This window comes from Parabacteroides provencensis (assembly GCF_900232875.1).
In the GTDB taxonomy this organism is placed as follows: domain Bacteria; phylum Bacteroidota; class Bacteroidia; order Bacteroidales; family Tannerellaceae; genus Parabacteroides; species Parabacteroides chinchillae.
Map to the genome: position 1 here is coordinate 984,462 of NZ_LT960489.1, position 13,037 is coordinate 997,498.

The 13,037-nt window shown below is 34.3% G+C and carries 10 protein-coding genes and 1 pseudogene; 6 read left to right on the top strand and 5 right to left on the bottom strand.

The window, feature by feature from the left end:
• Nucleotides 1–45: 45 nt before the first annotated feature.
• Nucleotides 46–363, bottom strand: coding sequence for a hypothetical protein (locus CTY47_RS17415; protein ID WP_233202152.1), 318 nt, complete (start codon nucleotides 361–363; stop codon nucleotides 46–48).
• Nucleotides 364–747: 384 nt separating this feature from the next.
• Here CTY47_RS17415 and CTY47_RS17675 point away from each other — a divergent pair.
• The 5 genes and pseudogenes from CTY47_RS17675 to porZ form a co-directional block, all read left to right on the top strand.
• Nucleotides 748–1,092: pseudogene (locus tag CTY47_RS17675) on the top strand (class I tRNA ligase family protein); the annotation flags it as partial.
• The gene (gene leuS / locus CTY47_RS10940) at nucleotides 1,087–3,822 is read left to right on the top strand and encodes a leucine--tRNA ligase (RefSeq protein ID WP_099464885.1); all 2,736 of its coding nucleotides are present in this window, start codon (nucleotides 1,087–1,089) and stop codon (nucleotides 3,820–3,822) included. The pseudogene CTY47_RS17675 and the gene leuS, both read left to right, overlap by 6 nt.
• Nucleotides 3,822–4,703 carry a YitT family protein gene (locus CTY47_RS10945; protein ID WP_099464779.1) on the top strand — a complete coding sequence of 294 codons (882 nt, stop codon included), beginning with the start codon at nucleotides 3,822–3,824 and terminating at the stop codon, nucleotides 4,701–4,703. Before leuS ends, CTY47_RS10945 begins: the two co-directional genes overlap by 1 nt.
• 83 nt (nucleotides 4,704–4,786) lie before the next feature.
• On the top strand, nucleotides 4,787–5,368 hold the full coding sequence (locus CTY47_RS10950) for a non-canonical purine NTP diphosphatase (RefSeq protein ID WP_099464780.1): 582 nt from the start codon (nucleotides 4,787–4,789) through the stop codon (nucleotides 5,366–5,368).
• A gap of 7 nt (nucleotides 5,369–5,375) precedes the next feature.
• Nucleotides 5,376–7,706, top strand: a complete 2,331-nt coding sequence (gene porZ, locus CTY47_RS10955) for a type IX secretion system anionic LPS delivery protein PorZ (protein WP_099464781.1) — start codon at nucleotides 5,376–5,378, stop codon at nucleotides 7,704–7,706.
• Nucleotides 7,707–7,708: 2 nt separating this feature from the next.
• On the opposite strand, the gene CTY47_RS10960 is transcribed toward porZ, so the two are convergent.
• The 3 genes from CTY47_RS10960 to nadA form a co-directional block, all read right to left on the bottom strand.
• The gene (locus CTY47_RS10960; RefSeq protein ID WP_233202154.1) at nucleotides 7,709–8,593 is read right to left on the bottom strand and encodes a hypothetical protein; all 885 of its coding nucleotides are present in this window, start codon (nucleotides 8,591–8,593) and stop codon (nucleotides 7,709–7,711) included.
• Between the two features lie 86 nt (nucleotides 8,594–8,679).
• Nucleotides 8,680–10,137, bottom strand: a complete 1,458-nt coding sequence (locus CTY47_RS10965) for an MBOAT family O-acyltransferase (RefSeq protein ID WP_099464782.1) — start codon at nucleotides 10,135–10,137, stop codon at nucleotides 8,680–8,682.
• Between the two features lie 3 nt (nucleotides 10,138–10,140).
• The gene (gene nadA, locus CTY47_RS10970) at nucleotides 10,141–11,127 is read right to left on the bottom strand and encodes a quinolinate synthase NadA (protein ID WP_099464783.1); all 987 of its coding nucleotides are present in this window, start codon (nucleotides 11,125–11,127) and stop codon (nucleotides 10,141–10,143) included.
• A gap of 752 nt (nucleotides 11,128–11,879) precedes the next feature.
• On the opposite strand from nadA, the gene CTY47_RS10975 reads away from it, so the two are divergent.
• Nucleotides 11,880–12,410 carry an RNA methyltransferase gene (locus CTY47_RS10975; RefSeq protein ID WP_099464784.1) on the top strand — a complete coding sequence of 177 codons (531 nt, stop codon included), beginning with the start codon at nucleotides 11,880–11,882 and terminating at the stop codon, nucleotides 12,408–12,410.
• On the opposite strand, the gene CTY47_RS10980 is transcribed toward CTY47_RS10975, so the two are convergent.
• Nucleotides 12,402–13,007: a DUF4294 domain-containing protein gene (locus tag CTY47_RS10980; RefSeq protein WP_099464785.1), complete on the bottom strand. Its 606-nt coding sequence runs from the start codon at nucleotides 13,005–13,007 to the stop codon at nucleotides 12,402–12,404. The two genes, CTY47_RS10975 and CTY47_RS10980, sit on opposite strands and share 9 nt — an antisense overlap.
• Nucleotides 13,008–13,037: the final 30 nt, after the last annotated feature.

Below are 13,037 nucleotides of genomic sequence, written 5' to 3' on the forward strand. Positions count from 1 at the left end.
AGCTGTAAATATACCCTACCCTATTATAGTCTTTCGCCTTTAAAGCTATATCCGGGGCCATAGATAAGTGTGCATTACCTTATCATATTCTTTATCGTTTACATACGCTCTTCCTAAATATAAAGTGATTTGTGCCTGCTGAACGGGAGTTCCATGGGAAAGATAGTATTTCTGAGCGCGTTCCAATTGAGTTGGATAGGGTAAATCTGTAAAAAGAGTATCAGCTATTTTGCCGGAAAACATACACCATCGTGCTAAATCATCGTCATTCAAATTATCCGTAATAGCTATACTATCCAATAGCAAACGGGAGCTATCAGGGTTTGTATTCAATATCAATTCGGCTCTGTCGATTAAACTCATAGATACATCTTTTTTACAACCTATAAAAAATAAGCAAAAAAATATAACTATAGAGATAAAAGTTTGTTTCATCATTTCAAGTGTTATTTGTTCAGATAAAACAAAGGTATTAATTTTATAAAAGCTACAGGATGTTTTTACAGGGTGAAGTTACAGATTTATTTCTAATAGTATCGCTTTTCCGAATCATAGTTATGATTTTCTAAAACCATAGTTATGATTCATAAAAACCATAGTTATGAATTTTTCGGGGCTATCGGGGGCAGTAAAATAGGATACGATTAAAACCCGACAAATCACGTATGCAAATAAGTTATATTAAATAAATAAAATAACTAACTTTGTGGCCTCAAACAGAAAAAGATAAATAAACGATAACATATTATGGAATACAATTTCAGAGAAATCGAGAAGAAATGGCACAAGTACTGGATTGCCAACGAGGTTTATAAAGTCAAAGAAAATGATAATAATAAACCTAAAGGTCATTATTATGTATTGGATATGTTCCCCTACCCTTCCGGTGCAGGGTTACATGTAGGTCATCCGCTCGGTTATATTGCTTCTGATATTTATTCACGTTTTAAAAGATTACAAGGTTTCAACGTATTACATCCCATGGGATATGATGCCTATGGATTACCTGCGGAACAATATGCTATCCAGACAGGACAACATCCGGAAGTAACCACAAAGAATAATATCGCCCGTTATCGTGAACAAATGGACANTATGTTCCCCTACCCTTCCGGTGCAGGGTTACATGTAGGTCATCCGCTCGGTTATATTGCTTCTGATATTTATTCACGTTTTAAAAGATTACAAGGTTTCAACGTATTACATCCCATGGGATATGATGCCTATGGATTACCTGCGGAACAATATGCTATCCAGACAGGACAACATCCGGAAGTAACCACAAAGAATAATATCGCCCGTTATCGTGAACAAATGGACAAAATAGGCTTTAGTTATGACTGGAATCGTGAAGTACGCACCTGCGAACCGGGTTATTATAAATGGACACAATGGGCATTTATTCAAATGTTTAACAGTTATTACTGTAATGATGAAAAACAAGCCCGGCCTATTTCTGAATTAATTGAAGCTTTTGAGGCTGTGGGAACCGACGGTATGAATGTTGCCTGTAGCGAAGAACTAAGTTTTACAGCAGATGAATGGAAAGCTAAAAGCAAAAAAGAAAAAGAAGAAATATTAATGAATTATCGTATTGCCTATCTGGGTGATACAATGGTAAACTGGTGTCCCAAGTTAGGAACAGTATTAGCTAACGATGAGGTAAGCGAAGGTCTTTCTATTCGCGGTGGTTATCCTGTAGAACAAAAAGTAATGCGTCAGTGGTGTTTGCGCGTATCAGCTTATGCGCAACGTTTATTAGACGGATTAGATACAATAGACTGGACAGATTCATTAAAAGATACGCAACGTAACTGGATAGGCCGCAGTGAAGGTACAGAAGTACGTTTCAAGGTAAAAGACAGCGATCTTGAATTTACTATTTTTACTACCCGTGCCGATACGATGTTTGGTGTTACTTTCATGGTATTAGCCCCCGAAAGCGAATTGGTTGCACAAATGACTACCCCGGAACAGAAGAAAGCTGTTGATGAATATCTGGATCGTACGAAGAAACGTACCGAACGCGAACGCATTGCCGATCGTCAGGTAACCGGTGTATTCAGCGGTTCTTATGCTATCAATCCATTTACAGGTGAAGCCGTTCCGGTTTGGATCAGCGATTATGTACTGGCAGGTTATGGTACAGGTGCTATTATGGCCGTCCCGGCTCACGATAGCCGCGACTACGCTTTTGCTAAACATTTCGGCCTCGAAATCCGTCCGTTAATTGAAGGATGTGATGTTAGTGAAGAAAGTTTTGATGCAAAAGAAGGTATCGTATGCAATTCACCAAAAACCAGCGTAAGGCCATATTGCAGCTTATCGCTAAACGGATTAACCGTGAAAGAAGCTATTGCTGCAACAAAAAAGTTTGTAGAAGAAAATAATCTGGGACGTATAAAAGTAAACTTCCGTCTGCGCGATGCTATTTTCAGTCGCCAACGTTATTGGGGAGAACCATTCCCTGTTTACTATGATGCCGACGGAATGCCACAAATGTTGCCCGAAGAAGTACTTCCGTTACAATTACCGGAAGTAAGTAAATTTTTACCTACCGAAACAGGAGAACCTCCATTAGGGCATGCTACCAAATGGGCATGGGACAGTGCAAACAAAGCAATTGTAGAAACTACAAAAATAGACAATAAAACCATCTTCCCTCTCGAATTATGTACAATGCCTGGATTTGCCGGTTCATCAGCGTATTATTTGCGTTATATGGATCCACATAACAATAAGGCTTTAGTAGATAAACAAGTAGATGAGTATTGGCGTAATGTAGATTTATATATCGGTGGTACTGAACACGCCACCGGTCATTTAATTTATAGCCGTTTTTGGAACAAATTTTTATTTGATCTCGGACTCATTTGCGAAGAAGAGCCATTTAATAAACTAATCAATCAAGGTATGATCCAGGGACGCTCAAACTTTGTATATCGTATTAAAGATACGAACACATTTGTTTCCCTGAATTTAAAAAATCAATACGAAGTTACTCCGATTCATGTAGATGTAAATATCGTAAGTAACGACGTTTTGGATATTGAAGCTTTTCGCAATTGGAATCCCGAATACAAAAATGCAGAATTTATCCTTGAAAATGATAAATATATCTGCGGATGGGCTATTGAAAAGATGTCAAAATCTATGTTCAATGTAGTAAATCCGGATATGATTGTAGATAAATATGGAGCCGATACTTTACGTTTATATGAAATGTTCCTGGGTCCGTTGGAACAATCCAAACCTTGGGATACAAACGGTATAGACGGTGTACATCGTTTCTTGAAAAAACTTTGGTTCCTGTTCTTTGGAAATACCGATAATTTGCAGGTTACTGATTCTGAGCCAACAGCCGAAGAATTAAAGTCATTGCACAAACTTATAAAAAAGGTAACATTTGATATTGAACATTTCTCTTATAACACATCTATAAGTGCGTTTATGATTTGTGTAAATGAATTAAACAGTTTAAAATGTAATAAACGCGCTATTCTTGAACCGCTTATTATCTTACTTGCTCCGTTTGCACCTCACATTTCGGAAGAATTATGGCATGTATTAGGACATAATACAACAATATGTGATGCTCAATGGCCCGAACATAAAGAAGAATATCTGAAAGAAAATTCTGTTACCTATGTTATTTCATTTAATGGAAAAGCACGTTTCAGTATGGAACTTCCGGCAGATATGCCTCGTGAAGAAGTAGAAAAAGCTGCTTTGAATCATGAAAGTTCTTCAAAATGGATGGAAGGTAAAACTCCCAAAAAGGTAATTGTAGTTCCGGGAAAGATCGTTAATATTGTAATTTGATGAATATAAAGAATTTTAATAAAATATACTATTCGGTACAGGACTACCTGATGATTATAGTCGGAACTCTATTATATGGTTTCGGCTTCAACGCTTTCATTCTTTCCAATGAAATCGTAACAGGTGGTGTGAGTGGTATTTGTGCTTTAATATTTTTTGCCACAAAAGGACTTATTCCTGTATCAGCTTCATACTTTGTTATCAATATTGTATTATTGATCGCCGCCTTAAAAATACTGGGATTCAAATTCCTTGTAAAAACCATATTCGGAGTATTTTCCCTATCCGCTTCATTGTCCTTTTTTGAATGGTTATTAGCAGGCAACCCTCTGTTGCATAACCAACCGTTTATGTCTATTATCATTGGTGCATTTCTATGCGGTTCAGGATTAGGACTTGTATTTTCAGCTAACGGGAGTACAGGAGGTACGGATATAATAGGGGCAATTGTCAATAAATACAAGAATATTTCTATCGGACGTGCTTTATTGTTTTGCGACTTTATTATCATCAGTTCATCTTATTTATTATTCCATGACATAGAAAAAATTGTATTTGGTTTTGTCGAAATGTTTGTAAGTAATTACATACTCGATCTTGTTTTAAATGGTAACCGGCAATCTGTACAATTTCTTATATTCTCACAAAAATATGATGAAATAGCCGATCGCATTATTCATGATTTAGGTCGTGGATGTACTATTTTAGATGGTGTTGGAGGTTATTCCAAAAAACCCGTCAAAGTAGTCGTCTTGTTAGCCAAAAAGTCTGAATCTGTTTCGATATTCAGGTTAGTGAAAGAAATAGATCATCAGGCATTCATTTCGCAAAGTATAGTAAGAGGAGTATACGGTGAAGGATTTGATCAGATAAAAACATAAAACAAATATCTTAAACAATTTAAGGCACTTCCATACGTTATATTGCTACATGGAAGTGCTTTTTTATTTATATCTGTAAATATATGAAACTAGTTTTTGCAACCAACAATTTACATAAGTTAGAAGAAGTCCGCAAAATAACGGATAACAATATAGAAATAGTTAGTCTGGCTGATATTAATTGCCATGATGATATCCCTGAAACAGCTGATACATTAGAAGGTAATGCCTTACAAAAAGCCCGTTATATTAAAGAAAAATATGGCCATGATTGTTTTGCCGACGATACCGGATTGGAAGTAGAAGCATTAAATAATGCTCCCGGCGTATATTCTGCCCGGTATGCCGGATCAGAACATGATGCAGAAGCTAATATGAAAAAACTATTATACGAAATGAGTAACAAAACAAACCGAAAAGCCCGTTTTCGTACAGTTATAGCACTTATTTTAAATGGAAAAGAATATCTCTTTGAAGGCGAGATAAAAGGTTCCATATCTACCGAAAAGAAAGGTATAAACGGTTTCGGATACGATCCTATATTTGTTCCTGAAAACTATACACAATCTTTTGCTGAAATGGGTAACGATATCAAAAATACAATCAGTCATCGTGCCGAAGCTGTTAAGAAATTAAGTATATTTTTGTCAAACAGTATATTATAATTCATATATGAACTTCAGATATATTATTTTACTACTTTTAATTATTGCATCGGACATAACTTTTGCCGACAACACATCCGTTAGCAAATGGAATATATATGCTTCCTATTATAATACACGTATTGTAGAAAAAGCATCCGATAAAGTATATGTCATTGCCGAAGGTGCTTTATCCAATAAAGAAAAAGAAACAGATGTAAAACCCAAGGGAGCCTTGTTTTCTTATATGAAAGAAGACAATAGTATAAAAGAATATAACAAGCTTACCGGCTTGAATGATACACAAATATCATTCGTAAAATATAATACGAAGACAAAATCACTGCTTATAATTTACAATAATTGGAATATAGATATTATAGATAACAATGTGGTGACCAATTTACCCTATCTTTATAATAATACAACAATAACCAATAAAGACATCAACTCTGTATTCATATATAATGAGTACGCTTATTTAGCAACAAACTTTGGAGTTCTTGTTGTCAATATGGAAAAGAAAGAAATAACCGATACATATAACCTTTCACTAATTACAACCTCTTGTCTTATCAATAACGACATTATATACATATCTACCACCAGCGGACTATTTCAAGCTTCCTTAAATGATAATTTATTAGACAAGAATAACTGGAAAAAGTATTTTATCAACTCCTCTTTTTTTACTGGCAATGAGGTAAATTCTTTATTTTATTTTGATAACAAAATGTGTTTCTTCATAAAAAATAAAGGAGTTTATTATGACAATAACGGTACGATTACTCCTTTGTTGGCTGAATCTACGCTTATTTATGTTAAGCAAATGGATAATAAATTAGCTTGCATTTGCTCAAATAAACTATATCTATTTTCCGGTTCAACTACTTACGATCAAATAAATAATGTTGCTATAAAAGATATATCACCGGCTGATAAAACAGATTCGTATTGGATAGCAACCGGTACCGAAGGATTAAAGTATATAGTAAAAAGCAATACGGGAACTTATGCAATAAACGGAGATCCTATTGTTTTAGATGGTCCCAGATTTGATAGTCCATATAAACTTTTGTATAATAATTCAAAACTGTATGTTTTGCCTGGCGGAAAATCTTCAAGCGGAAATCCGTTGAATTATAGGGCAGAAATAATGGTATACGATTATACTAAATGGACAACTTTAACGCCTAAAACAGCTATGCTGAACTTTACAAGCATAGCTATCGATCCGAAAGATCCGGAAAACATATTTCTAACAGCATATAACTATGGCGCTGCTCAATTCAAAGGTTCCGATTATTATAAGTATTACACCGCAAACAGCACTTTAGAAAGTGCCATTCGTGTTCCTTCCAGTAGCAGTTATATGAATATAGACGGAGCTGCTTTCGACAAGTACGGTAATATATGGATGAATAATTCGGAAGCTAACTTTCCTGTCAAGGTATTAGCTCCAGACGGAAAATGGTATAGCATTCCTTGTTCTCCACTCTATAACCAATATACATTGAACAATACGTTGATAACTTCTACAGATAAAAAATGGTTCAACATTCCAAGAGTAAAACCAAAGATCGTTGTTCTGGATACAAACGGAACGATGGACAGTTCGGATGATACCTACATGGAATATACTTCTTTTACAGACCAGGATGGAAATAATTTTAATCCAAGTAGCTATCATTGTATGGCTGAAGATAAAACCAACCAGGTCTGGATAGGAACAGGCAAAGGTGTTGTTTATATAAGTAATCCGGATAAGGCTGCTGCTTCTACTGTTCGTTGTACCCGTATAAAGTTATTGAATGAAGATGGTGATGCTTATTATTTTTTGGATAATATAAAAGTTACTGCTATCACTATAGACGGTGGAAACCGAAAATGGATAGGAACAGAAGGTAAAGGTGTTTACGTATTATCTTCCGACAACCAGCAGATTGATCACTATTTCAATACGAGCAACAGTCCTCTCCTTTCAGACATCATTTATTCTATCGGAATAAATGATGATAACGGAGAAGTATTCATAGGTACCGACAAAGGACTTATTTCCTATAAAGGAGAAGCTACGAAAGGAAAAGAAGATTATTCGGACGTATATGTTTACCCAAATCCGGTAAGACCTGATTTTGATGAAAAGGTTACAATAACCGGATTAATGGATAACTCGAATGTAAAAATTACCGATATAAACGGAAACATTCTTTACCAAACCAAATCTATAGGTGGACAAACTACGTGGAACTGTAAAAATAAATCAGGCCGCCGTGTTGCCACCGGAATATACCTTGTGCTTGTATCTACCGATAAAGGGGCAGAAAGTGTAGTTACCAAAATTGCGGTTATCAAATAATATCAGAACGATTTGATAACCACATCCGTTATCTTTTCTGCTCCGTTGTTGTTTGGATGGATGGCATCATAAAAATCTTCGGGTTGCAACAAATTAAAACAATCTATAAGAAATATATCATTAAATTGTTTTTTAAACAGGCTCAGGGCATATTCTTTTTCTTCGTTTGTGGAAGAAATTATGTCCGGATTATAAGGCATAATCAATAAGCAGTAACGAATATTTCTTTGTTTAAAGTAGGTATATGAAGTATCTATCAATTTTTTCCATTCAGGTAATATCGTATACAAAGCGAACATGTTATTTTTATTTTTTTCCTCTATTTCCTGCTTGTAGATAATATCGTTCCGAAGCGACTTATGTGAACTGGGATAACGTAAGTCAAGTGCAAAAACATCCGGATCATCATCATCAAGCATTTTACGAAGAAAATAAGACAAACCAGCGAACAGACAATTGCGGGCTTCGTAATTATAAATGAAAAACGGTTTATCCAAGGTTTTCTTCAATGGTACTATTTCTTCAGTTTTATTATCCATTTCATATCTATACATGTGTAGAGCCACACTGTTTGATGTTTTAATATCTATTGGTTTGGATAATAAATCTATATCTATGCATTGAATAACTGTTTTTACTTCTGTCGGAATCATTGTATAATACAATGCACTTTCACTCAACTGCTGTCCGGTGGAAGTAAGATTATATACTTTGGGATGATCGCTTAACTCTTTCTCAAGCATATATCCGTTTACTCCGTTCATACCTCTGCTGTTGCCCAATATAATCACTTCAGCTACTTCGGAAGTATCTTTCAATGTTTGTATAATCAGTTTTGTACGCATATAGTCGTTAGGCAAAGCTCTGAACAAAACTGGCGTTACCATATTCAACAATATCATAAAAGCCAGCAAAAACAAAATAAACGATATTATATGACGTATTTGTTGTGCAGACAGACTCATAACCATATCTAAAATTGAAAATAAATAAAATTGGAAGCATCAGCCCCGAAAAAATAGATAGAAGCAATTATCAAACTATAAAAAGAATATCTTACAAACAGGTTAGGCACATTACATAAATCCAGACCAAAAGGTTTATTTCTGTTTATCCATTCAACCGTCAATAAAATAAAAATAAAGAAAAGAGAAATAATAGCCGTTACATTATTTGCCCCGCTCACTTTGGGAATTGTAAACAATGAATCAGAGAACAAGCCTGATATGTAATTCCACGCCATAGGTAATGTATTTGCTCTGAATATGATCCAGCCAACCGTTACAAAAAGGAAAGTTATGAACATAGAAATAACCGGTTTCGCAAAACCGGTTTGTTTATTATTATTTTTTCTTGACAAAAGTAATAAAGGTATAAAAAGCAATGCATGGTATATTCCCCAGATAATGAATGTCCAATTAGCTCCATGCCAAAGTCCACTCAGAAAAAATATAATAAATATATTTCGTATATGTTTATACATTCCTTCCCAACTTCCTCCGAGTGGAATATACACATAATCGATAAACCACGTATTTAGAGATATATGCCATCTACGCCAAAAATCAATTATATTCCGTGAAAAATAGGGATAATTAAAATTCTGTTTCAATGTAATACCAAATAACCTGGCTGTACCTATTGCAATGTCGGAATATCCTGAGAAATCACCATAAATCTGAAAAGAAAAGAAAATAGCACCCAATAGCAATGTACTTGCAGAATAGTTAGTATAATTACCAAATACATCATTTACTACAATAGCACAGTTATCTGCTATTACAATCTTCTTAAAGAATCCCCAAAGTATCTGACGCATACCATTCACTGCGTCCGGATATGTAAAATTACGTGGTTTATAGAATTGCACCAACAAATTGGTAGCTCTTTCAATAGGTCCTGCCACCAATTGGGGAAAGAAACTTACAAATGCAAAAAAAGCAACCATATCATACGTAGGTTCAAGTTTCTTTCTATATACATCAATTGTATAACTTAAAGCCTGAAACGTGTAAAAACTGATTCCTACGGGTAAAATAATATATAAAAGTGGAGATTCTAAATTTATTCCCAACAGAGAAAAGGAAGTAATAAAGCTTTCAACAAAGAAATTAAAGTATTTGAAGAATATAAGTATTCCCAGATTCAGGGCAACGTTTCCTCCTACTACCCATTTGCATTTCTTTCTGATTTCCGGTGTATCTGCCGATGTTCCATTTCGCAATTTATCTATACAGACACCACTTAACCAACTGCAAAAAGAAGTAATAACTATAAGTATCAGAAAATGCCAATCCCACCAGCCATAAAACAGGTAGCTGACAACTACAATAAACAGATTCTGTAATTTTACCTTCCTGTTGAACACAAACCAGTAGAGCAGAAATACAACAGGAAGATAAATTGAAAACTCAACCGAATTAAAAAGCATATATTATAAACCCAGCTTTTCAGAAATTTCCAACATTCTCCTGATCGGTTTTATAGCTTTCTTCTGAACTTCTTCGTCTACAAATATCTCAGGCAGTTCAAACTTAAGACAGTTGTATAACTTTTCCATTGTATTCAAACGCATAAAATTACATTCGTTACAAGCACAGGTACTATCATTCGGAGGAGCAGGAATAAATTCTTTAAGCGGACTTTGCTTACGCATTTCATGAATAACACCACTTTCAGTCGCTACAATGAATTGTTTCTTCTCGGACTTAATAGTATGCTTCAATAATGCTGCAGTCGATCCTACGAAGTCTGACACCTGAATAATGGGTTGTTTGCATTCGGGATGTGTTATAATTTCTGCATCGGGATATTGTTTCTTTAATTCGAGTATCTTTTCCAGAGAAAACTGTTCATGCACATGGCAAGCACCGTCCCACAACAACATATTGCGTCCTGTAACGCTATTTATATAGTTTCCCAGGTTACGATCGGGTCCGAATATAATCTTGGTATCTTCCGGAAAGCTTTCGACAATCTGACGGGCGTTGGTTGAAGTTACCACCACATCTGTAACAGCTTTCACAGCAGCCGTAGTATTTACATACGAAATAACAGTAGCACCGGGATGCTGTTTTACAAATTCTTCGAAAGCAGAAGCCGGACAGCTGTCGGCCAATGAACAACCTGCATTCAGATCCGGAACCAATACTTTCTTATCCGGACAAAGAATCTTTGCTGTTTCACCCATAAAATGAACACCGCAAAGAACTATAATATCTGCTTTCGTTTTAGCAGCCCATTGAGCCAAAGCAAGACTATCGCCTACAAAGTCTGCAATATCCTGTATATCACCAGTCTGGTAATAATGAGCCAATATAATTGCATTCTTTTCTTTACGCAATTTATCTATTTCTTCCTTTAAATTGATGTCTTTCGGAACAGGTGCATTCATATATCCGATTGATTGATTTGTTGACATAGCTTTATGTAATAACAGGTTATTTACAGGATATAAACAAAGTTATTAATATAATATACTTTGATATTCTTTACTTTATACTATTATCAACAGATTGTTGACAATGCGCAAAGTTAAAACTTTCCTTACAATCTGATATAAAAAATACATAAAACAGTCTTATAAAAAACTTTTATCATTCATTTTTTTCAGAATAGATTAGTTTTCATTTCCGAAATGAATGCCACTTTCATCCGAGTGTATAAAAAACAGATAAAGGAAGTTTTCTATGAGTTATCCACAATCATATATTATATTCTTATTATCTTTAAATTAAAAATTTAATTATGATATATATGATATACTGTTGAAACGGTTGATATATTTTAGTCGAAAATATTGTCTATAGAGTTATCAATATATATGAACTACTTATTAAGAAGATACTAACAATGTAAAATATACTTTATATTCTGTTTTTCTTTTAGTTAAAGCTTATGTAACTTTTTTGTTGATTATTGGAATGTGAATAAAATAATAATTTTTTTTCCTTGTTTACATGTGTATAATGGATGTTGAAAGTATATAATAAATAGTATGATATTTCTTTTGTACATAAAGAAAACGATTGTGTATATAGAAGAATCCGAATAAAGCAAGAACTTTTTTTCATTTTGTATCCACCATTTATCAATACCTTTTCAACGGCATATTTACACTTTGTTCATTAGGAAATAGCTACCTTTGTAATTGTAATAGTAAAGATAATAAAAATGCGTAAACTGAAAGTAACAGAATTGAATCGTCTTACTCCGGAAGCTTTTAAAGAGAGTAAAAAAATACCTATGGTAGTAGTTTTAGATCATATAAGAAGTTTAAATAATGTAGGTTCTGTGTTTCGTACCTCCGATGCTTTCAGAGTAGAAGCTGTTTATCTTTGTGGTATTACAGCATGTCCTCCGCATGCAGAAATTCATAAAACAGCTTTAGGTGCCGAAGATAGTGTAGAATGGAAATATTTTAAAGATACTCCGGAGGCTGTTGATAACCTTAAACAAAAAGGTTATACCATATGTGCGATAGAGCAGGCCGAAGGAAGTATTATGCTGGATAATCTCTTATTAGATAAAGAAAAAAAGTATGCTGTAATAATGGGAAACGAAGTGAAAGGAGTTCAACAGAATGTTGTTGATAAATGTGATATATGTATTGAAATACCGCAGTACGGGACAAAACATTCATTGAATGTATCTGTTACTACCGGTATAATTATTTGGGATTTTTTTAAACAATTGTCAGATTAATCCGTTTTCAACCATAATAACTATACGCTCGGTAAGGGCGTCTTTTCCTTTTGGATCATATTCGGATTTAAGACTGGCTCCAAACATTCCGGCAAAGATGTTCCAGAATCCGGCGCGAAAGCTTCCCAGGTATGCCTTTAGCAAGTTATAGCTGGATTGATTGCATTCTCTGTCAATCAATTTAATAAGTAATTTTCCTTGGGAAAAAGATAGTTTTTTTAGTTCCGGTTTATATTGTTTAAATAAATCTTTTTCCATCAGCTTCAAATGAGCTTGTCGTGCCTTTTCATTAGGCAATGTTTCCATATATTCGTATGTTTCTATAAGTGTTTCATAAACCATTTTAGCGTAAGGTAACGTACGTTTTACATCACGTACCAATTTATTATATTTTTGTTCTTCTCGTTTATTTTTGAATTTTACCTTCGGAAAAACATATACTTCTCTCAAATTAATAACAGCTATTGTATCTTTTCCGTCTACATAAGCTTTGTAGTAATTTTCCGGAAGAGTGTTCATTTTAAACGTCTGTTGTGCATTTATCTTTATACAACAAACCAAAAATAACAGGAATATATATAATATGATTCTTACCATACATCACAAAAGTAGTTGATTTACTGGTTT

Coding starts and splice junctions, on each gene's coding strand:
- CTY47_RS17415 (WP_233202152.1), bottom strand. CDS start 363: ATGAGTTTAATCGACAGAGCCGAATTGATATTGAATACAAACCCTGAT.
- CTY47_RS10945 (WP_099464779.1), top strand. CDS start 3,822: ATGAATATAAAGAATTTTAATAAAATATACTATTCGGTACAGGACTAC.
- CTY47_RS10950 (WP_099464780.1), top strand. CDS start 4,787: ATGAAACTAGTTTTTGCAACCAACAATTTACATAAGTTAGAAGAAGTC.
- porZ (WP_099464781.1), top strand. CDS start 5,376: ATGAACTTCAGATATATTATTTTACTACTTTTAATTATTGCATCGGAC.
- CTY47_RS10960 (WP_233202154.1), bottom strand. CDS start 8,593: ATGGTAACGCCAGTTTTGTTCAGAGCTTTGCCTAACGACTATATGCGT.
- CTY47_RS10965 (WP_099464782.1), bottom strand. CDS start 10,137: ATGCTTTTTAATTCGGTTGAGTTTTCAATTTATCTTCCTGTTGTATTT.
- nadA (WP_099464783.1), bottom strand. CDS start 11,127: ATGTCAACAAATCAATCAATCGGATATATGAATGCACCTGTTCCGAAA.
- CTY47_RS10975 (WP_099464784.1), top strand. CDS start 11,880: ATGCGTAAACTGAAAGTAACAGAATTGAATCGTCTTACTCCGGAAGCT.
- CTY47_RS10980 (WP_099464785.1), bottom strand. CDS start 13,007: ATGGTAAGAATCATATTATATATATTCCTGTTATTTTTGGTTTGTTGT.